Source organism: Martelella endophytica (assembly GCF_000960975.1).
In the GTDB taxonomy this organism is placed as follows: domain Bacteria; phylum Pseudomonadota; class Alphaproteobacteria; order Rhizobiales; family Rhizobiaceae; genus Martelella; species Martelella endophytica.
On the sequence record NZ_CP010803.1, the window covers coordinates 1,052,795 to 1,073,212 of the forward strand.

Genomic DNA, 20,418 nt, shown 5'->3' on the forward strand with positions numbered 1-20,418 from the left:
GCGGCGGGATCGCCATACGCCTCCAAGGGTTTGTCAACGTTCTGAGGCGGGGTCGAACGACCCCGCCTTTTTGTTTGAGCAGAAGGCGGCTTCAGGCGGCGCGCTGGCGGCGGGCCATGGCGACCGACAGCCAGATGGCCGAGACCAGGAAGTAGAACGCGCCGACGCCGGCATAGCCCGCGACATCGCCGATCGACGGCATTTCGGGTTTCTGCGCCATGACGATGAACAACACGCCGGCGAGCGCCGACTGCCCGCCGCTCAGCACCATCACCCACTGCGCGCCGTAGCGCTTCCAGCGATGGACGGCCGTGGCAAGCTGCAGCAGGCCGGCGAAGAAGGCCCAGGCGCCGAAGACGGCGAGCACCGCATTCATGCTCCGGCCAAGCGCGATCGCGACGGCGAGCGTCGTCACGGCACTGACGGCGACGTTGATGGCCTGGGTGCGGTTCCTGCCAAGACCGCCGCTACGGGCGGCATCGAAATAGTTGGCGATGCCATCCCATGCGGGATAGACGAGCAGCAGCACGACGGCGAGCTGCATCGAATGCGCGCCGATCGTCAGCGCCAGCAGCACCCAGATCACGGAAAATCCGGCACGAACCGCGTAATAGCCGCGCAGCCAGCGCTCTTCATTGTTGTTTGTGGTCATTTTATCATCCTTCTAGTAGGTAGTTTATCAGGGCAAGATAAGACATCGCTTGACCTCACGGGGAGCGCAACTTGCCGCCCGCGCGAGCTCTTCCAGGCGAACACGCCGCCCGGCATTCGGTGATATGACATGCACTAAGGGTGCAGCCCTCCATCACGGGACAGGCCGCTTCATCCCGTCTCGACACGCACCATCAGCGTGCGGGCAATGGCGTGGAAGATGGCGACATCGCCATAGGCGCGGGCCGACAGCATGGCGCCATGAACTGTTGCCATGAAGGCTTCGGCCTCGACGGCTGCAGTGTCCTGCAGCCGCAGTTCGCCCGCTCCGACACCGCGTTCCAGTACGCCGGCGATCCAGCCAGACAGCATGCGGAAATAGGCCGAGACCTCGCGCGCGACCTCACTCGGCAATGCCGGAAGCTCGCAGCCGAGAAGGGCGGCGACGCAGAATGGCTGGCTGGCATCGCCGATGCACCGCTCCCAATAGCGCAGATAGGCGCGAAGCTGGCCGGCCGGCGAGGTCACCTCGACTTCCAGCGCCTGCAGCCCCGCCATGGTCTCGCCGCGATATTTCTCGACGAGGACGCGCACCAGCTCGGCCTTGGTCGGGAAATGGTGATGGATGCTTGCCTTGCGGATACCCACCACATTGGCGATATCGGCATAGCTGAAACCGTTATATCCGCCCTCGGTAATGAGCTTGCGGGCGGTGATCAGAACGTCATCTGCTGTCGAGGTCATGTTTGCCATAAGCGCTATCTACCTATCGATAGGTAGAGTGTCAAGTCTGTTTCTTGAAATGGCGCAAACGACGCCTGTTTCCATGACGCCTTCAAGCGCTGAGGTAAACATCAAAACTACAGGCTTGCATGCCGGTTTAAAGCGCTTTATGCACAGTTGTGCACGTTTTTCCGAGAGCCCGCATGAACGACTATCTCATCCGCGAACGGCAGGACATTATCCTGAAGCGCCTCAAGGCCTCTGGCCGGGTGCTGGCGGCCGAGCTCGCGACCGAATTCGCGGTCTCCGAAGATACCATCCGCCGCGACCTGCGCGCGATGGCGGCGCGCGGGCTTTGCGAGCGCGTTTATGGCGGCGCGCTTTCGGTGACGCCGGGGAGCGGCGACCTGAAGGCGCGGACAGCGACCATCGGCGATGAAAAGCGCGCCCTTGCCCGCCTCGTTGCCGGCGAGATTGCCGCCGGCATAAGCGTCTTCCTCGATGCCGCCTCCACCAATATTGCCGTCGCCCAAGCCCTGCCCCAAGGGCTCGATGCGACCGTGATCACCAATTCCCCGGCGATTGCCGCAGCGCTCGACGGCCGTCACGATGTTTCGGTGATCGTGATCGGCGGTCTCATCCACCGCGATGTCGGCGGCGCAATCGGCGCGCGGGCGCTGGAGGAACTCTCGGAATTCCACCTCGACCTTTGCGTGCTCGGCGCCTGCGCCGTCGATATCGAGGCCGGGCTCACCTGCTTTCACTACGAAGATGCGCTGTTCAAGCGCAAGGCGGCCGCCCGGGCCAGGCGCGTGGTTGCCGCGATGACGGCCGAGAAGTTTTCGACCCGCGCCCCCTGCGCCATCGTCGACCTCGCCATGCTCGATGCGCTCGCCGTCAGCGACAGGCTCGACGCCGGTGCCCGTCAGGCGCTGGCCGCAAGCGGCGTGAGGTTCCTGGCTGCCCGCCAGGGCGAGGTTATGCCATGACCACCGCCCGCATCGCCCACATCGCGCTATGGACGCGGGATATCGAACGGCTTTGCGCCTTCTATACCGGTGTCTTCGGCCTTGCGGCAGGCCCGCCCTATGAAAGCGCACGCCGGCCGGGCTTCCTCTCCCGTTTTCTTGCCTTTGCCGACGGCACCGCCATCGAGCTGATGCAGGCTCCCTGGCTGGAAGACGGGTTCGGCGCGGACGCGCGTGTCGGCTATGCCCATATCGCGATCGGCCTCGGCAGCGAAGCGGCGGTCGACGCGCTGTCCGCAAGGGCACAAAGCCAGGGCTTCCTGCACGGTTCGCCGCGGCACACCGGCGACGGCTTTTATGAGGCGGTACTCACCGACCCCGACGGCAATCTGATTGAAATCACTGTTTGAAAAGTTATTCCCATGACCGAAACCGCACTTCCTGATCGTTCACGCCGCCGCTACATGTCGCGCCCGCGTCTTGCGGTCTCGCTGCTGTTCCTGATGAATGGCTTCTTCACCGGCTCCTGGGCGCCGAAGATTCCGGAATTTGCCGAGCGGCTGTCGCTGTCGGAAGGCCAGCTCGGCCTGATGATCCTGACCTTCGGCCTCGGCTCGATCATCGCCATGCCGGCGACCGGCTTCTTTCTCGCCCGTTTCGGTTCGACCGGCACGGTCAAGGTTGCCGCACTGATGTTTCTGCCGGCGCTGCTGTTGATCTCGATCGTGCCGGTCGTGCCGCTCGCGGTGCTGGTGATGTTCTATTTCGGCGCGATGATGGCGATGATGGATGTCTCGATGAACGGCAACACGGTTGCCGTCGAGAAGGCGGAAGGCCGAGCCATCATGTCGTCCTGCCACGCCTTCTGGAGTCTTGGCGGGCTGATCGGCGCCTCGATCGGCGGATTCCTGATCGCAACGCTCGGCACGCTTGGCCATGCGGTCGTCGCCACCGTCATCGCCGCTGTCCTGCTCGCGCTCTCGTTTCCACGCCTGCAGCCGGATGCGCCGGCCATGGATGAAAAGCGCGAGAAGATCCGCCTGCCGCTGACGCCGCTGCCCTGGCTGATCGGCATCATGGCGTTGTTCTCGATGATTCCGGAAGGCGCCATCATGGACTGGAGCGCGCTCTATCTGCGCGACGAACGGATGGTTTCGATCGCCTGGTCCGGTTTCGGCTTTGCCGCCTTCCAGATGACGATGACGACGATGCGGTTTGCCGGCGACCATATCCGCGACCGTTTCGGGGCGGTCCGGACGCTGCGCTTCTGTGCCGCCATGTCGGTCGCCGGCCTGCTGCTTGCCGGCCTCTCGTCCGAGACCGCGCTGATCATCATCGGCTTCGCCATTGCCGGCATCGGCATTTCCAACATGATCCCGATTGCCTTTTCCGCCGCCGGCAACCTGCCCGGCATGGCGCCCGGCATCGGCCTGTCGGTGACGACGACGCTCGGCTATTCCGGTATCCTGATCGCACCGTCCGGCATCGGTTTCCTGGCCGAACATATCGGTTTCGCGCCGATTTTCGCAGGCCTGTCACTTCTGCATGTCATCGTCTTCCTGCTTGCGCCGCTCGCCCGCTATGCCGACCGTCAGCCTGACAGTTGACAAGCCGCGCGCGTTGTACCACCTGAAGGGCATTGATTAAGCCGGAGAAGACCATGACGCTCGCCGCGCCCCGTAATTTCGATCCCCTGCCCCGCCGCGCCTCCGTTGCCGTGGATGTCGGCGGCGTGATTGTCGGCGGTGGCGCGCCGGTCGTCGTGCAGTCGATGACCAATACGGATACGGCCGATATCGATGCGACCGTCGCCCAGGTCGCCGCCCTTTCGAAGGCGGGCTCGGAACTGGTGCGCATCACTGTCGACCGCGATGAGGCGGCCGCCGCCGTGCCAAAAATCCGCGAGCGGCTTCTGCGGCTTGGCATGGATGTGCCGCTTGTCGGCGATTTTCACTATATCGGGCACAAGCTTCTGGCCGATCACCCGGCCTGCGCCGAGGCGCTTGCGAAGTACCGCATCAATCCCGGCAATGTCGGCTTCAAGGACAAGAAGGACAAGCAGTTCGCCGAAATCGTCGAAATGGCGATCCGCTACGACAAGCCCGTGCGCATCGGCGTCAACTGGGGCTCGCTCGACCAGGAACTCTTGACCCGGCTGATGGATGAGAATGCGGAGGCCGGTTCGCCGCTTTCCGCCCGCGATGTTACCCGCGAAGCCATCGTACAGTCAGCACTGCTTTCCGCCGAACTCGCCGAGGAGATCGGCCTTCCGAGGAACCGCATCATCCTGTCGGCCAAGGTTTCTCAGGTTCAGGACCTGATCGCCGTCTATTCGATGCTTTCAGAACGTTCCGATCATGCGCTGCATCTCGGCCTTACCGAGGCCGGCATGGGCACCAAGGGCATTGTCGCATCGTCAGCCTCGATGGGCTATGTGCTGCAGCACGGCATCGGCGACACGATCCGCGTGTCGCTGACGCCGGAGCCCGGCGGCGACCGCACACGCGAGGTGCAGGTGGCGCAGGAGCTGCTGCAGGTGATGGGTTTCCGCCAGTTCGTTCCGGTGGTCGCCGCATGTCCCGGCTGCGGCCGCACGACCTCGACCGTGTTCCAGGAACTGGCCTCGAAGATCCAGTCAGACATCCGCAAGAACATGCCGGTCTGGCGCGAGAAGTATCCGGGCGTGGAAGCGCTGAACGTCGCGGTGATGGGCTGCATCGTCAACGGCCCGGGCGAAAGCAAGCACGCCGATATCGGCATCTCGCTGCCCGGCACCGGCGAAACCCCCGCCGCCCCGGTCTTCATCGATGGAAAGAAGGCCAAGACGTTGCGCGGCCCCAACATCGCCGCCGATTTCGAGCTGATGGTTGCCGACTATATCGAAAACCGCTTCGGCAACGGCCGGCAGGCCGCGGAATAGGGTTGGCGGCAGTCCCGTTTGGCCTGCAGATCATCAATCTCTCCCCTTGAGGGAGAGATGCCCCGACAGGGGCAGAGAGGGGTGAACCCTCTCCGAGAGCACGCAGATTGCGGCTTATGCCGATACCCCTCTCTGTCGCTTTTGCGACATCTCCCCCTCAAGGGGGGAGATCGTTAGTGGTAACATACTCGAACTCAGGCGCTTTTGCCCCTTCTAGACCAGCGAGCCGAGCGCTTCACGTGAGAACGACTTGAGCTTGTCGCCCTCTCCGGCTTCAACCTTTCTGACCCAGTTGGGATCGCTGATGAGCGCGCGGCCGACGGCGATGAGGTCGAATTCCTCGCGCTCCAGGCGCCCGGTCAGATCGTCGAGTTCCGTGGCCGAGGCCGAGGTCTCGCCGCCGCCGAAGGAGCCGAGGAAATCGACGCCCTTCAGGCCGACCGAACCGACCGAGATCGTCGGAACGCCGGTGATCTTCTTCGCCCAACCGGCGAAGTTGAGGCCCTTCTGGCCATCGATTTCCGGGAATTCCGGCTCCCAGAAGCGACGCTGCGAGCAATGCAGGATATCGGCGCCGGCATCGACCAGCGGCTCCAGCCATTCGGCCATTTCGTCCGGCGTCGTGGCGATCCTGGCGTTGTAGTCCTGCTGCTTCCACTGGCTGAGGCGGATGATGACCGGCATGTCGTCGGAGACCGCTTCGCGGACCGCCTTCACCACTTCGGCGCCGAAGCGAGCGCGCTCGGCGATCGCCGGTCCGCCCCAGTGATCTTCGCGCAGGTTGAGCGCCGACCAGAAGAACTGGTCGATCAGGTAGCCATGGGCGCCGTGGATCTCGACGACGTCGAAGCCGAGCCGCTCGGCATCGGCGGCCGCCTTGGCGTAAGCGGCGATCGTATCGGCGATATCCTCCTCGCTCATCGCCCGGCCGCGCTTCTCGCCCGGCTTGACGAAGCCCGACGGGCTTTCCGTCTCGTTCGGGTCCGGATAGTTGGGATCGTTGATGGTGTTGGCCACGTGCCAGATCTGCGGACCCATCTTGCCGCCGGCGGCATGGACGGTGTCGATGACGTTCTTCCAGCCGGCAAGCGCCTTGTCGCCATGGAAATTCGGGATCGCCGGATGGTTCTTAGACGTCGGACGGTCGATCACCGTACCTTCGGAAAGGATGAGGCCGACATCGCCCTCGGCGCGGCGGCGGTAGTACTCCGCGACATTTTGGCCCGGCACGCCTTCCGGTGAGAAACTGCGCGTCATCGGCGCCATCACGATGCGGTTCTTCAGTTCGAGCTTCTTGAACGTGAACGGGCGGAACAGCGCCGCGTTTGCGGATTGGGACATTCTTCTTTCCTTATTGCGAAACCTGGGAGGATCGTTTGATGGTATAGGTATAAATCGTGGACTTAGTGTCAATAAGGCACTATCAATTTCCTAGGTATAGGAGAGGAAACCGCCATGGACCAGCAATTGACCCCGATTCAGGCCTGCTCGAGCCGCGAGATTCTGGAAGAGATTTCCGGGAAGTGGTCGGTGATGGCGCTCACCGTGCTGGCCTATGGACCCTGCCGTTTCAACGCGCTGAAGCGGTCTTTAGAAGGTATCAGCCAGAAGGCGCTGACCGATACGCTGAGGCGCCTGGAGCGCAACGGCCTCGTCGAGCGCCACGTGCTCGCCACCTCGCCGGTGGGCGTCGAATACGAACTGACGGAGCTTGGCCTGTCGGCCAAGTCGCTCTACTGCGCACTCCACCAGTGGACCGCCGAGAACCGCACCACCATTCACGAGGCGCGCGAGCGTTTCGACGGGCGCTCAACGTAACACGCTCAGCCGAAAAGCAGACGACACGCCGGATAGATCGCCAGAACGAACGAGAAATATCCAAGCAGCACGAAACTCGCCGCGTTCAACACAATTGTCGCTAAAGAGACCCGCGGATGGGCCCGGACATAGATGAGATTGATCGCCTGAAGCGCGAGAAAGCATAAAACGAGTGCGTATAAAGGTGTACGGGTCGTGAAGATGTGAAATGCGCCGAGAAAGTAGGGCAAAAGCAGATTGGCGACCGTCCAGCAGACAATCAGCCTGAGATAGCGATCCTTTTTGACGCTCTCCGGCAAGGTCGATATACCCGCTATGATTGCCAAACGCAGTCATCTTCGCGCATATCATCGAAAAAACAAGAGGGGGCTTGCGCCCCCTCGAAAATGTCGTCGTAACCGAGAAAGAACCGGCTTAGCGGTTATCCTCGTCGTCCTCGCCATCCTCGTCCTTGGCGGCGTTGCCGAGCGAGGCGAAGCGGGAGAAGACTTCGTCGGCGGACATTTCGCGCTCGGAGCGCTCGTCCTGGTAGCCGGTGTCGGCCGGCGCGGCGAGCGTGGCGTTGTCCATCTCGTCGGCGGACGGCAGCGGACGGTCCTTGGCGGACTTTTCGACTTCGAGGTCGAGGTCGATCTGGCTGCACAGACCAAGCGTGACCGGATCCATCGGCGTCAGGTTGGCGGCGTTCCAGTGGGTGCGGTTGCGGATCTGCTCGATGGTCGACTTGGTGGTGCCGACGAGGCGCGAGACCTGCGCGTCCTTCAGTTCCGGATGGTTGCGCACCAGCCAGAGGATGGCGTTCGGACGGTCCTGACGCTTGGAAACCGGCGTGTAGCGCGGGCCCTTGCGCTTGGATTCCGGCACGCGCACCTTCGGTTCGGAAATCTTCAGCTTGTGGTTCGGATTGCCTTCGGCGCGGGCGATCTCGTCGCGCGAGAGCTGGCCGGTGGAGATCGGGTCGAGGCCCTTGATGCCCTGGGCGGATTCACCGTCCGCGATCGCCTTCACCTCGAGCGGGTGAAGCTTGCAGAATTCGGCAATCTGATCGAACGACAGGGCCGTGTTGTCCACGAGCCATACGGCTGTCGCCTTCGGCATAAGCAGCTTCTGTGCCATGGGTATAATCCTTCTATCGTCCGCGCCGGTGTCGCGGTCCGTGGGTCTGTTGCCACAATTTCCGGGAAAACATGGGCGTCCATATAATGCCAAAGTCACCTAAATGCAATTGAACTCGAAAGAATTGACGAATGTCTTATTGAGTTCATCTTTTGAGACTGTATGAATGAGGACCAATGGAGGAACGGCAGGAGGAGTTCGATGTCGGACAAGCTGTATCCGGTGCTCAAACCGGCAAAAACGCGCGCTTTGATCGACGCCGCGAAATATGAAAAATGGTACCAGGAAAGCGTCGAGGAGCCGGAGATCTTCTGGGATCGCCACGGCCGGCGCATCGACTGGTTCAAGCCCTACACCAAGATCAAGAATACGTCCTTCACCGGCCGCGTGTCGATCAAGTGGTTCGAGGATGGGCAGACGAATGTTTCCTACAACTGCATCGACCGTCACCTGAAGACGCATGGCGAACAGACCGCCATCATCTGGGAGGGCGACAACCCCTATATCGACAAGAAGATCACCTATAACCAGCTCTACGATCAGGTCTGCCGCATGGCGAACGTGCTGAAGAAGCACGGCGTGAAGAAGGGCGACCGGGTGACGATCTACATGCCGATGGTGCCGGAGGCAGCTTATGCGATGCTCGCCTGCGCGCGCATCGGCGCCATCCATTCCGTCGTCTTCGCCGGCTTCTCCCCCGAAGCGCTTGCCGGCCGCATCGTCGACTGCGAATCGACCTTCGTGATCACCTGCGACCAGGGTGTGCGCGGCGGCAAGCCGATCCAGCTGAAGGAAAATGTCGACCTCGCGATCGATATCGCCGCCAAGCAGTATGTTCTGGTCAACCACGTGCTCTGCGTGCGCCGCACCGGCGGCAAGGTCGGCTGGGCGCGCGGGCGTGATCTGTGGCATCACGAGGAAATCAAGACGGTGAAGGGCGATTGCCCGCCAGTGAAGATGAAGGCGGAGGATCCGCTGTTCATCCTTTACACCTCGGGTTCGACGGGCAAGCCCAAGGGCGTGCTGCACACCACCGGCGGCTATCTCGTCTGGGCCTCGATGACCCACGAATACGTGTTCGACTATAAGGAGGGAGACATCTACTGGTGCGCCGCCGATGTCGGCTGGGTCACCGGACATTCCTACATCGTCTACGGCCCGCTCGCCAATTGCGCGACGACGCTGATGTTCGAGGGCGTGCCGAATTTCCCCGATGCCGGCCGCTTCTGGGAAGTGGTCGACAAGCACCAGGTCAATATCCTCTACACCGCCCCGACCGCCATCCGCGCGCTGATGGGCGCTGGCGACGATCTGGTGAAGAAGTCATCGCGTGAAAGCCTGCGCCTGCTCGGCTCGGTCGGCGAGCCGATCAATCCGGAAGCCTGGGAGTGGTATTACCGCGTCGTCGGCGAGGAACGCTGCCCGATCATGGACACGTGGTGGCAGACGGAGACCGGCGGCTTCATGATCACGCCGCTGCCGGGCGTCACCGACCTGAAACCGGGCTCGGCGACGAAGCCCTTCTTCGGCGTCAAGCCGCAGCTTGTCGACAACGAGGGCCATGTGCTGGACGGTGTTGCCGATGGCAATCTGTGCATCACCGACAGCTGGCCCGGCCAGGCACGCAGCGTCTATGGCGACCACAACCGCTTCATCCAGACCTATTTCTCCACCTACAAGGGGAAATACTTCACCGGTGACGGCTGCCGCCGCGACGAGGACGGCTATTACTGGATCACCGGCCGCGTCGACGACGTGCTGAACGTCTCCGGCCACCGTCTCGGCACTGCGGAGATCGAAAGCGCGCTCGTCTCCCACCACTTCGTCTCGGAGGCCGCCGTCGTCGGCTATCCGCATCCGGTGAAGGGACAGGGCATCTACTGCTATGTCAGCCTGATGAGCGAGCACGAGGGCGACGAGGCGCTCCGCCAGGAGCTGATCAAGTGGGTGCGCGCCGAGATCGGCCCGATCGCCACGCCCGACAAGATCCAGTTCGCCTCCGGCCTGCCGAAAACCCGCTCCGGCAAGATCATGCGCCGCATCCTGCGCAAGATCGCCGAGGACGATTTCGGCTCGCTCGGCGACACCTCGACACTCGCTGACCCCGCCGTGGTTGACGACCTGATCGAGAACCGGCAGAACAAGGCAAAGGCGGCATAGGGTAGGAACGGGCCGACCCTTTGAGGGTACGGCTGTCCAATCACTCTGAATTGGAACGCGGGCGCTTCATCCGATAATCTCCCCCCTTGAGGGGGAGATGTCGCCTACGCGACAGAGAGCGGTAATGGGCATAGGCCGCAAGCTCTGAACTTACGGAGAGGTTTCACCCCTCCCTGCCCCTGCCGGGGCATCTCTCCCTCTTGGGAAGAGATTGTTTTGGACGGGGTTTCGACGGCGCTCGACCGAGACGACCTGAACTGCCCGCAAGCGAACAAGTGGTGCGGAATTTGAATTCCGTCTTCCGTTCCGGTAACCTGCGCACCTATCGTAACTGGAGCGCCTGCCATGCATCCTGATCACCTGCCGGAAGACTGCCGCCCGATCGGCAACCTGCTGTCGCGCATCGGCGACAAGTGGACCATTCTGGTGATGCGTGTTCTGGAGAGAAACGAGGCGATCCGTTTCAAGGAACTGCACCGCGCCGTTGGCGGCATTTCCCAGCGCATGCTGACCGTGACGCTGAGGAATCTCGAGCGCGACGGGCTTGTCATCCGCACCGTCTATCCGACCATTCCACCGCGCGTCGAATATGCGCTGTCGGAACGCGGGGCCGGGCTGCAGGAAGCGATGATGCCGCTGTTCACCTGGACGCGGGAAAACGCCAAAGACATCTACCAGTCGCAGATCGCCTTCGATCTGGCCAAGGAAGACCCGGTTACCGCAAGGTAAGCGGCGTACGAAAAAGTGCCGTCTTGCGGAGATTTCCGCTTACGATTACCTCCCTGGTTACTGTTCATAACCAAGGAGTTTTCCATGACCAGGCCCAAGATCGGCATCATCGTCGGATCGACCCGCGAAGGGCGGTTCGCCGACCATCCGCTGAACTGGTATCGCGACATCATCAAGGATCGCGACGACGCCGATTTCGAGGTCGTCGACCTGCGCGACTATCCGATGCCGTTCTTCGAGGAGAAGATGTCGCCGGCATGGGTGCCGCCGGAAAACGAGGTCGCGCGCCGCTGGGGCGAGAAGATCGCAAGCCTCGACGGCTATGTCTTCACCGTCGCCGAGTATAATCACAGCGTCACCGGCGTCTTGAAGAACGCGCTCGACTACGCCTACAAGGAATTCAACCGCAAGCCGGCAACCTTCATCGGCTATGGCGGCACCGGCGGCGCCCGTGCCGTCGAGCAGCTGCGGCTGATCCTGGCGGAGCTGCAGGTGGCATCCCTCAAGCACAATGTCCATATCGGCATGGCCGAACTGCTCGGCATTCTGCGCGAGGGCAAGACCATGGCCGATTTCCCCTATCTGATCGACAGCGCCACGGCGATGACCGACGATCTCCTGTGGTGGACGAAAGCGCTGAAGACCGCGCGCGACGCCTGAACGCGGGTTTCTTTCCGTCCCACCGTTTCCAAACAGGTCATGGCTTTCTATGCTGCCGCAAACAGCACATGAGGAATGCCATGACCATCGGATTCATCGGAACCGGCGAAATCACCAAGGCAGTCGTCACCGGCCTTTCGACGGCTGAGGGCGAAAAGCCCGTCATCCTGCTTTCGCCGCGCAATGCCGACATCGCCGCCGAACTTGCCGCGACGTTCGACAATGTAGCAGTTGCCGGCAGCAACCAGGCGGTCATTGATGAGGCGGATACCGTCTGCCTGGCGCTCCGGCCCCAGGATGCCGAAGCGATCCTTGAGGGGCTCAATTTCGGCACCGCCCGTCACGTCATCAGCTTCATGGCGACCTTCGGCGTCGAGCGCCTGAAGAAACTGGTGGCACCGGCAATGCGGGTGACGCTTGCCACGCCGCTTCCCGCCGTCGCCTTCCATGGCGGCCCGACGCCGATCTTCCCGCCGGATGAGGATGTGGTGGCGATGTTTGCCCCGCTCGGCACGCCGGTCGCTGTCGAGACCGAGGATGAATATCAGGCGCTCTGCGTCGCCACCGCAACGCTCGCCGGCGCCTTTGCCTATTACGAGACCATTTCCGACTGGCTGGAGGCGAAGTCCGTGCCCGCCGACAAGGCGCGTGCCTTCTCCGGCGCCGTGTTCTATGCGCTGGCCGCAACGGCCCGCAACGCGCCGGACGACAGCTTCGCAACGCTGACCGGCCACTCTGCCACCCGCGGTGGCACCAATGAGCAGGTGCTGAAGAACCTGAAGGATGACGGCGCCTATCAGGCGCTGTGGAAGGCTCTTGACGGAATCTGGGATCGGTTCGAAGCTGGCAAATCCTGAACGCGCGCAAAGGAGCGCCGCATGCCCCTAACCGAGCTTGTTCCCACCCTCGGCCTTGCCTGGCTTGCCTATTTCATCGCCGTGGTGAGCCCTGGCCCTGCCACGCTGGCGATTGCCGGCACGGCCATGGCTGGCGATCGCCGGCGGGCCATCGCCCTTGCCAATGGCGTGCTGACCGGCTCGTTCTGCTGGGCGCTTCTTGCCGGCACGGGCATGGCGGCGGTGGTGACGAAGCTGGCTTACGGCCTCGTGGTGCTCAAATGCCTGGGCGGCCTCTATCTCCTCTTCCTTGCCTGGAAGAGCTTCCGCAGCGCGATGCGGACGGAGGTGCTGGAAACCGCCGTTTCCGCATCGGCCAGTCTTGCGACAAACTACCGCCGCGGGCTGCTGATCCATCTCACCAATCCGAAGGCGATCTTCGCGTGGGTGTCGCTGGTTTCCATCGGTCTGCCGGCCGGAGCCGATCCGCAGGTGATCGCGGTCTTCATCGCCGGCGCGCTCGTCATTGGCTTCTTGACCTTCAATGGCCTTGCCGTGCTGTTCTCCTCAAGCCTCGTCGTGCGCGGCTATCGCCGGGCCCGCCGCGGCATCGAGGGCGTCATGGCCGCCTTCTTCGCCTTTGCCGGCTTCAAGCTGCTGACGACGCGTTTCTGACATGCTGGATGAAGACGAAATCGCAAACCGACTGCTGGCGCTCGAGCATGGCGAATTTCACTTTCCGACGCTCTATGGCAAAGGTTGGAACCGCCTCTATATCGGCGACAAGGTGAAGATCGGCCGGGAATTCCTGAATGCCGTGCGCAAGGGCAAATTCCCCGGCATCGAAGACACCGGCCGCAAGAAGGGCGGCGGCCGGGTCTATCTCAAGCGCGGCTGACCGCCATCAGGCCGAGTAGTCTCTTGCGCCGAAGATCGCCGAGCCGACCCGCACGCTGGTCGCACCGAAGGCGACGGCGATTTCATAATCGCCGGACATGCCCATGGAAAGCTTCGGCACGCTGTTTTCGGTGGCAAGCTCCGAGAGCAGCGCGAAGTACGGACCGGGGTTTTCGCCGGCCGGCGGAATGCACATCAGGCCTTCGATCTGAAGGCCGAGCTCCTCGCGGCAGAGCTTCAGGAAGGCCGCCGTCTCGCGCGGGTCGATACCCGCCTTCTGCGGCTCGTTTCCGGTGTTGACCTGGACATAAAGCCGCGGCGCCCTGCCCTGCTTTTCGATCTCCTTGGCCAGCGCGCGGGCGATCTTCTCGCGGTCGACGCTCTCGATGACGTCGAAAAGCTTCACCGCATCTTCGGCCTTGTTGGATTGCAGCGGACCGATGAGATGCAGCTCGATATCGGCCGTCTCCTGCTTCAGCGCCGGCCACTTCTTCTGCGCTTCCTGCACCCGGTTCTCGCCGAACACACGCTGGCCGGCTTCGATCGCAGGACGGATCGCATCGGCCTCGTGGGTCTTGGAAACGGCCACCAGCGTCACCGCCCCTTCGGGCCGTTCAACGGCATGTTCCGCCGCCCGTAACTTGCCCAGAACCTCTTGCAGATTTTCGCTGACACCCATGCACTCGCACCTTCCTCTTTGTTTGCGGCGCCACCATATGGCAAAGGCGCGGCGCACCGCAACGCCGCAAAGCCTTTGCAGCGCCCTTTATCGACCCCGATTTACTTGACGCTGAAGCGCTTTCATGGTGAAGCTCACCGCCAAAATCGATAAAGAAAATGACCGAGTAAAACCGATATGGCCTCCGAACGATACAACCCGCGTAAAGTCGAACCCGAGTGGCAGAAAAAGTGGAACGATGACAACGTCTTCGTGACCGACAATGCCGACCCGCGCGAGACCTACTACGTGCTTGAAATGTTTCCCTATCCTTCGGGGCGCATTCATATCGGCCATGTCCGCAACTATGCCATGGGCGATGTCGTGGCGCGCTACAAGCGGGCGCGCGGCTTCAACGTGCTGCACCCGATGGGCTGGGACGCCTTCGGCATGCCGGCTGAAAACGCGGCGATGCAGAACAAGGTTCATCCCAAGGACTGGACCTACGAAAACATCGCGACGATGCGCAACCAGCTGAAATCCATGGGCCTGTCGCTCGACTGGACCCGCGAATTCGCGACCTGCGATGTCGAATACTACCAGCGCCAGCAGCACCTGTTCCTCGACATGCTGGAAAAGAACCTGGTCTACCGCAAGCAGTCGAAGGTCAACTGGGACCCGGTCGACATGACCGTGCTCGCCAATGAGCAGGTGATCGAAGGCCGCGGCTGGCGTTCCGGCGCTCTGGTTGAACAGCGCGAACTGGTGCAGTGGTTCTTCAAGATCACCGATTTTGCCCAGGACCTGCTGGACGCACTCGACACGCTCGACCACTGGCCGGAAAAGGTCCGGCTGATGCAGAAGAACTGGATCGGCCGCTCCGAAGGCCTGTTGATCCGCTGGGACATCGCCGATGGCGCCGGCAAGGCGGGCGACCAGGAAGAGCTGCAGGTCTATACCACCCGCCCGGACACGATCTTCGGCGCCTCGTTCATGGCGATCTCCGCCGACCATCCGCTGGCGCGCGAAGCCGCCAAGCACGACGACAAGGTTGCCGCCTTCTGCGCGGAAACCCGGCATACCGGCACCTCGCTGGCAGCACTTGAAACAGCGGAAAAGAAGGGCATTGACACCGGCATCCGCGTGCGCCATCCCTTCGACGAGAGCTGGGAGCTGCCGGTCTACGTCGCCAATTTCGTGCTGATGGACTATGGCACGGGCGCGATCTTCGGTTGCCCGGCCGGCGACCAGCGCGACCTCGACTTCGCCCGCAAATACGGCCTGCCCGTCACACCCATTGTGATGCCGAAGGGCGGCGATGCGGCGACCTTCGAAATCGGCGACGAGGCCTATACCGATGACGGCGTGATGATCAATTCGCGCTTCCTCGACGGCATGGGAACGGACGAAGCCTTTGAAACCATTGCCGGCAAGCTGGAAGCCGAGATCGTGCGCGGTGCACCGCGCGGCGAACGCAAGGTCAATTTCCGCCTGCGCGACTGGGGCATTTCCCGCCAGCGCTACTGGGGCTGCCCGATCCCCGTGATCCACTGCGACGACTGCGGCGTGGTGCCCGTGCCGAAGGCCGACCTGCCGGTGAAGCTGCCGGACGACATCGACTTCGAAAAGCCCGGCAACCCGCTCGACCGCCACCCGACCTGGCGCAACGTCGCCTGCCCGCATTGCGGCAAGCCGGCCCGGCGCGAGACCGACACGATGGACACCTTCGTCGACTCGAGCTGGTATTACACCCGCTTCACCGCACCGCACGAGGATGCACCGACCGATCCGGCGATCGCCGACCGCTGGCTGCCCGTCGATCAGTATATCGGCGGCATCGAGCACGCGATCCTGCATCTGCTCTATTCGCGCTTCTTCACCCGGGCGATGAAGGCGACCGGACATGTCAGCCATGACGAGCCGTTCAAGGGCCTGTTTACACAGGGCATGGTGGTGCACGAAACCTATCGCGCCGGCGGCAGCGGTCCGAATGGCCGTTGGGTCTCGCCGACCGAGATCCGCATCGAGGAAAATGACGGGACCCGCAAGGCCTTCCTCATCGACACCGACGAGGAAATCACGATCGGCTCCATCGAAAAGATGTCGAAGTCGAAGAAGAACGTCATCGATCCCGACGATATTCTTTCGACCTATGGTGCTGATACCGCACGCTTTTTCGTTCTCTCCGACAGTCCACCGGATCGCGATGTCGTCTGGACGGAGGCCGGCGTACAAGGCACGTTCCGTTTCGTGCAGCGCATCTGGCGGCTGATTTCCGAGGCCGCCCCTGCGCTCGCCGCTGCCGAGGCAAAGCCCGGAACCGGGGGTAAGGCGCTCGAAATCTCGCGCGCCGCCCACAAGACGCTGAAAGCCGTTGCCGGCGACATCGAGGCACTGGCCTTCAACAAGGCGATCGCGCGCATCTACGAACTCGTCAATGTGCTGGCCGCGCCGCTGACCGAAGCGGCCAAGGGCAAGGCGGATGCCGAGACACTGGGCGCCCTCAAGGAAGCCAGCCTGTTCCTGACCCATTGTTTTGCACCGATGATGCCGCATCTTGCCGAAGAGTGCTGGCAGGTGCTGGGCGGGACGGGTATGCTCGCCATGGCCGCCTGGCCGGCTTACGATGCCGCGCTGACCGCCGATAACGAGATTACCCTGCCGGTGCAGGTGAACGGCAAGAAGCGCGCCGAGCTGACGGTGGCGCGCGATGCCGATCCCGAAAGCATCAAGGCCGCGGTGATGGAACTGGAAGCGGTGGTCCGGGCGCTGGATGGCAAGGCCCCGAAGAAGATCATCGTCGTGCCGCAAAGGATCGTGAACATTGTTGTCTGATCGCCTTTTCCGCGCCGCTCTGCCGGCCGCCGCCCTTGCGGCGGTCCTGGCGCTCTCCTCCTGCCAGGTGCGCCCGCTCTATGGCGGTGTCCAGGGTGCGGCACTGAACGCCAAGATGCACGAGCTCGCCTTCAACACGCCGTCGACGCCCGTGGCGCAGGCCGTGCTGAACGAGCTGATCTTCCTGACCGGCGGCGGCAAGGGCGAAAGCCTCGATCCGAAATATGATGTGAGTGTCACCGCCTATGCCGTGACGACCGATGTTCTGGTGAATGATTCGTCCGACACCGCGGATGCCGGCCGTACGATCGTGACCGCCGACTTCTCCGTGCGTCGCCGCTCCGACAGCAAGCTGCTGGCCTCCGGTCAGCGTCGCGCCACCGCGCTCGTCGATTTCCCCTCGCAGGAGTTCGCCAAGCAGCGGGCAATCCGCGACGCCGAGCGGCGCGCCGCCCGCGAGGTGGCGGAAATCATCAACGCCGATATCGCCATCGCCCTCAACACCGAGCCGCCGGAGGAGCTTCCGCCGGCGCCCGGAACCGATAAGCCGTTGAAATAGCGTCGGTTTCACCGGCGCCCTCCACCAGGGCCGGATCGCGATGACCGAGATAAAGTCCTACCAGTTCGATGCCTTCCTGCGCCAGGATGCCGGCAAATACCGCGCATTCCTGGTCTATGGACCCGATCGCGGCCTGGTCAGCGAGCGCGCCTCGCTGATAGCCAAGGGCACAAGGGTGGCGCTCGACGACCCGTTTTCGGTAATGAAGCTCGATATCGGCGATGTCGATGGCGACGCCGGGCGGATCATGGACGAAATGAACGCCATCGGCCTCTTCGGCGGCGAGCGACTCGTCTGGGTACGCGCGGGCGGCAACGACAAGGTGCTCGCCGACGTGCTGAAAATGCTCGCCGAAACACCCCCGCAAAGCGCCTTTCTCATTATCGAGGCCAGCGAGCTGCGCAAGGGCACCGCCATGCGCAAGGCTGCGGAGGGCGCCCGGAGCATCGCCGCGATCCCCTGTTATGCCGATGACACACGCGCGCTCAACGGTCTCGTCGATGAGGCCCTGGGCAGTGCAAACCTGCGGATCACGCCCCCGGCTCGCCAACTCCTTCTCTCCCTCATCGGCGGCGACCGGCTGGCAACCCGCAACGAGATCGAAAAGCTCGTCCTGTTTGCCCGCGGCCTTGATGTCATCGATGAGGAACATGTTGCCACCGTGATCGGCGACGCTAGCGCCATTTCGGCCGATGATGCGGTGGATGCGGTGCTGGCCGGCGATATTGCCGCACTTCGCCATGCCATGGCCAAGATCGCGCAGTCGAAAACACCGATTTTCCTGATCCTCAACGGCTGCCTGCGGCAGTTTCACATGCTCGACCTGATGCGTGCCGATATCGAAGGCAAGCGTCAGAGCGTGAGCCAGGTGATGCAGAGCCATGGCCGCGGCATTTTCTTCAAGCGCAAACCATTGTTCGAAAAGGCACTTTCGGCCTGGAACGGGGACGCGACCGCGCGTGCGCTGCGAATGCTTTCCGATGCCGTGTTGAAGACCCGGCAATATCCTGCACTCGAGGAAAGTATCGCCATGCAGACGCTTCTGGCGCTGGCGCTGCGCTCCAACAGGGGTGTGATGCGCGGATAGTTCTCGGCAGGGCAGATGCTCAACCGTCGTCTCTATCGGCTATAACCTCTCGCAAGCGCCTGATAAACGAACCAAAAATTGTACCATATCAATTTTCGGTTACATCCTTCAGGGCGTGCGGTCGAGCCTGCGGCAAAGGTCATCGAGCTGGTCGAGCGTGGAATAGGCGATCTTCAGCTGACCGCCTCCGGTCTTGTGATCGATGGTCACCGAAAGACCAAGACGATCGGAGAGCGAGCGTTCCAGTGCCAGCGTATCGGCATCCTTTTCCTTCGCCGGCCGCGATGGCCTGACGCCTTCAATGGCGCGCTGGGCGAGCTTTTCAGCATCGCGAACCGACATGCCCCGCTCGACGACGGTACGTGCCAGCGCCTCCGGATCGGGCGTCGATATCAGCGCGCGCGCATGGCCGGCCGACAGGTCTCCCTGTGCCAGCATGTCGCGCACGCCTTCGGGCAGCTTCAAAAGACGCAGGCTGTTCGCAACGTGGCTTCGGCTCTTGCCGATGATCTCGCCAAGATCGTTCTGCGTATAGCCATGCTCCGCCATCAGCAGTTCGTAGCCATTGGCTTCTTCCAACGGATTGAGATCGGCGCGCTGGACATTCTCGACGATCGCGATTTCCAGCGCAGTGCGGTCGTCGACGTCGCGGATCAGTACCGGCACTTCCGAAAGCCCGGCAAGCTGCGCAGCGCGCCAGCGGCGCTCGCCCGCGATGATCTCGAAGCGCTGATCGCCGATCGTGCGCACCACCACCGGCTGGACAATGCCATGCTGGCGGATGGACGCAGCGAGATCGCGCAGATCCTCTTCCTCGAAATGGCGGCGCGGATTGCGGGGATTGCGGCTGATGAATTCGATCGGCACGCGCCGATCGGCAGCCATGACGGGGCTTGCTACGGCTTCCTCAGGAGTGGCCTTGTCAATATCACCGATCAGGGCCGCGAGGCCGCGGCCGAGGCGCCGTTTGGATGTGTCTTCACTCATGTCATGCACCACCTTGGAATCACGCTGCCGCTAAGGCCCGCTCGCGCTGGATGATCTCGGAGGCGAGCTGGATATAGGCCTGGCTGCCCTGGCACTTGAGATCATACAGAATGACCGGCTTGCCGAAGGACGGTGCCTCCGAAACCCGAACATTGCGCGGGATCAGCGTCTTGTAGACCTTGTCGCCCATATATTCGCGCACATCCGAAACCACCTGCTGGGCAAGATTGTTGCGGGAATCATACATGGTCAGCACCACACCCTGGATTTCGAGGCGCGGATTGATGGTGCTGCGAACCTCCTTGACCGTGTCGAGAAGCTGGCCGAGCCCCTCAAGCGCAAAAAACTCGCACTGCAGCGGCACCAGGATCGCCTGGGCGGCGCCCATCGCATTCATCGTCAACAGGTTGAAGGATGGCGGGCAGTCGCAGAAGACGTACCGGTATTCGCCGACTTCCGGCTGCTGCAAGGCATCGCGCAGCTTGAAGACGCGGCGGGGATCGGAGGCGATTTCAAGCTCGAAGCCGAGAAGATCGAGCGTCGACGGAACGATATCGAGATTGGGCACGGCCGTATGGACCGCGGCCTCCTGCACCGTCTTTTCCCCGACAAGAACATCATAGGCGGAATGCACGCGCTGATCGCGCTCTATACCGAGGCCGGTCGATGCATTGCCCTGCGGGTCGAGGTCGATGATCAGCACCTTTTCGCCGATCGCCGCCAATGCTGTCGCGAGATTGATGGCCGTTGTGGTCTTTCCGACGCCGCCCTTCTGGTTGGCGACCGTGATGATACGCGTTTTGTTAACCATGAT

Annotated in this window: 22 protein-coding genes; 14 read left to right on the forward strand and 8 right to left on the reverse strand. The window is 62.5% G+C overall.

Annotation, left to right across the window (positions count from 1 at the left end; translation table 11 throughout):
• Positions 1–91 precede the first annotated feature (91 nt).
• Positions 92–652 (reverse strand): DUF308 domain-containing protein, encoded by a 561-nt coding sequence (locus TM49_RS04795; RefSeq protein WP_045679761.1) that lies wholly within the window; start codon positions 650–652, stop codon positions 92–94.
• A 170-nt stretch (positions 653–822) separates the two neighbouring features.
• Positions 823–1,404 (reverse strand): TetR/AcrR family transcriptional regulator, encoded by a 582-nt coding sequence (locus tag TM49_RS04800; protein WP_045679762.1) that lies wholly within the window; start codon positions 1,402–1,404, stop codon positions 823–825.
• Positions 1,405–1,577: 173 nt separating this feature from the next.
• On the opposite strand from TM49_RS04800, the gene TM49_RS04805 reads away from it, so the two are divergent.
• Genes TM49_RS04805 through ispG form a run of 4 tightly spaced genes read left to right on the forward strand, consistent with a single transcriptional unit; the run spans position 1,578 to position 5,262 of the window.
• Positions 1,578–2,363, forward strand: a complete 786-nt coding sequence (locus tag TM49_RS04805; RefSeq protein ID WP_045679763.1) for a DeoR/GlpR family DNA-binding transcription regulator — start codon at positions 1,578–1,580, stop codon at positions 2,361–2,363.
• Positions 2,360–2,752, forward strand: coding sequence for a VOC family protein (locus TM49_RS04810; protein WP_045679764.1), 393 nt, complete (start codon positions 2,360–2,362; stop codon positions 2,750–2,752). The genes TM49_RS04805 and TM49_RS04810 overlap by 4 nt, the downstream gene beginning before the upstream one ends.
• A gap of 12 nt (positions 2,753–2,764) precedes the next feature.
• Positions 2,765–3,949, forward strand: coding sequence for an MFS transporter (locus TM49_RS04815; protein ID WP_045679765.1), 1,185 nt, complete (start codon positions 2,765–2,767; stop codon positions 3,947–3,949).
• A gap of 53 nt (positions 3,950–4,002) precedes the next feature.
• Positions 4,003–5,262, forward strand: a complete 1,260-nt coding sequence (gene ispG / locus TM49_RS04820) for a flavodoxin-dependent (E)-4-hydroxy-3-methylbut-2-enyl-diphosphate synthase (RefSeq protein WP_045679766.1) — start codon at positions 4,003–4,005, stop codon at positions 5,260–5,262.
• Between the two features lie 213 nt (positions 5,263–5,475).
• Here the strand turns inward: ispG and TM49_RS04825 are convergent, their stop codons facing one another.
• On the reverse strand, positions 5,476–6,603 hold the full coding sequence (locus TM49_RS04825) for an NADH:flavin oxidoreductase (protein WP_045679767.1): 1,128 nt from the start codon (positions 6,601–6,603) through the stop codon (positions 5,476–5,478).
• Positions 6,604–6,717: 114 nt separating this feature from the next.
• Here TM49_RS04825 and TM49_RS04830 point away from each other — a divergent pair, with 114 nt between their 5' ends.
• Positions 6,718–7,080, forward strand: a complete 363-nt coding sequence (locus tag TM49_RS04830) for a winged helix-turn-helix transcriptional regulator (protein WP_045679768.1) — start codon at positions 6,718–6,720, stop codon at positions 7,078–7,080.
• Positions 7,081–7,085: 5 nt separating this feature from the next.
• Here TM49_RS04830 and TM49_RS04835 read toward each other — a convergent pair whose 3' ends face one another.
• Positions 7,086–7,406, reverse strand: coding sequence for a hypothetical protein (locus TM49_RS04835; protein ID WP_144409478.1), 321 nt, complete (start codon positions 7,404–7,406; stop codon positions 7,086–7,088).
• A gap of 88 nt (positions 7,407–7,494) precedes the next feature.
• Complete coding sequence (locus TM49_RS04840) at positions 7,495–8,196, reverse strand: DUF1013 domain-containing protein (protein WP_045679770.1); 702 nt, start codon at positions 8,194–8,196, stop codon at positions 7,495–7,497.
• A gap of 201 nt (positions 8,197–8,397) precedes the next feature.
• On the opposite strand from TM49_RS04840, the gene acs reads away from it, so the two are divergent.
• The 6 genes from acs (at position 8,398) to TM49_RS04870 (ending at position 13,479) form a co-directional block, all read left to right on the forward strand.
• Positions 8,398–10,356, forward strand: coding sequence for an acetate--CoA ligase (acs, locus tag TM49_RS04845; RefSeq protein WP_045679771.1), 1,959 nt, complete (start codon positions 8,398–8,400; stop codon positions 10,354–10,356).
• 345 nt (positions 10,357–10,701) lie between these two features.
• Positions 10,702–11,085: a winged helix-turn-helix transcriptional regulator gene (locus TM49_RS04850; RefSeq protein ID WP_045679772.1), complete on the forward strand. Its 384-nt coding sequence runs from the start codon at positions 10,702–10,704 to the stop codon at positions 11,083–11,085.
• 84 nt (positions 11,086–11,169) lie between these two features.
• Entirely contained in the window at positions 11,170–11,745 is a 576-nt protein-coding gene (locus TM49_RS04855) for an NADPH-dependent FMN reductase (RefSeq protein WP_045679773.1), read from the forward strand.
• Between the two features lie 80 nt (positions 11,746–11,825).
• Positions 11,826–12,602 carry a pyrroline-5-carboxylate reductase gene (locus TM49_RS04860; RefSeq protein ID WP_045684780.1) on the forward strand — a complete coding sequence of 259 codons (777 nt, stop codon included), beginning with the start codon at positions 11,826–11,828 and terminating at the stop codon, positions 12,600–12,602.
• Positions 12,603–12,623: 21 nt separating this feature from the next.
• Entirely contained in the window at positions 12,624–13,256 is a 633-nt protein-coding gene (locus tag TM49_RS04865) for a LysE family translocator (protein ID WP_045679774.1), read from the forward strand.
• A 1-nt stretch (position 13,257) separates the two neighbouring features.
• A complete protein-coding gene (locus tag TM49_RS04870; RefSeq protein WP_045679775.1) occupies positions 13,258–13,479 on the forward strand; it encodes a DUF1413 domain-containing protein in 222 nt (73 codons plus the stop codon).
• 6 nt (positions 13,480–13,485) lie between these two features.
• Here the strand turns inward: TM49_RS04870 and TM49_RS04875 are convergent, their stop codons facing one another.
• Positions 13,486–14,157, reverse strand: coding sequence for a YggS family pyridoxal phosphate-dependent enzyme (locus TM49_RS04875; RefSeq protein WP_045679776.1), 672 nt, complete (start codon positions 14,155–14,157; stop codon positions 13,486–13,488).
• 177 nt (positions 14,158–14,334) lie between these two features.
• Between TM49_RS04875 and leuS the strand changes: the two genes are divergently transcribed.
• From leuS to holA, 3 genes are read left to right on the forward strand one after another with little or no spacing between them, the layout of a single operon-like run.
• The gene (gene leuS / locus TM49_RS04880) at positions 14,335–16,971 is read left to right on the forward strand and encodes a leucine--tRNA ligase (RefSeq protein WP_045679777.1); all 2,637 of its coding nucleotides are present in this window, start codon (positions 14,335–14,337) and stop codon (positions 16,969–16,971) included.
• Complete coding sequence (lptE, locus tag TM49_RS04885; protein WP_244464798.1) at positions 16,964–17,530, forward strand: LPS assembly lipoprotein LptE; 567 nt, start codon at positions 16,964–16,966, stop codon at positions 17,528–17,530. Before leuS ends, lptE begins: the two co-directional genes overlap by 8 nt.
• A 40-nt stretch (positions 17,531–17,570) precedes the next feature.
• Positions 17,571–18,617 carry a DNA polymerase III subunit delta gene (holA, locus tag TM49_RS04890; protein ID WP_045679779.1) on the forward strand — a complete coding sequence of 349 codons (1,047 nt, stop codon included), beginning with the start codon at positions 17,571–17,573 and terminating at the stop codon, positions 18,615–18,617.
• Between the two features lie 108 nt (positions 18,618–18,725).
• Here holA and TM49_RS04895 read toward each other — a convergent pair whose 3' ends face one another.
• Both TM49_RS04895 and TM49_RS04900 read right to left on the reverse strand, forming a co-directional pair.
• Positions 18,726–19,604, reverse strand: a complete 879-nt coding sequence (locus tag TM49_RS04895) for a ParB/RepB/Spo0J family partition protein (RefSeq protein WP_045679780.1) — start codon at positions 19,602–19,604, stop codon at positions 18,726–18,728.
• A 19-nt stretch (positions 19,605–19,623) separates the two neighbouring features.
• On the reverse strand, positions 19,624–20,415 hold the full coding sequence (locus tag TM49_RS04900; protein WP_045679781.1) for a ParA family protein: 792 nt from the start codon (positions 20,413–20,415) through the stop codon (positions 19,624–19,626).
• Between the last annotated feature and the right edge of the window lie 3 nt (positions 20,416–20,418).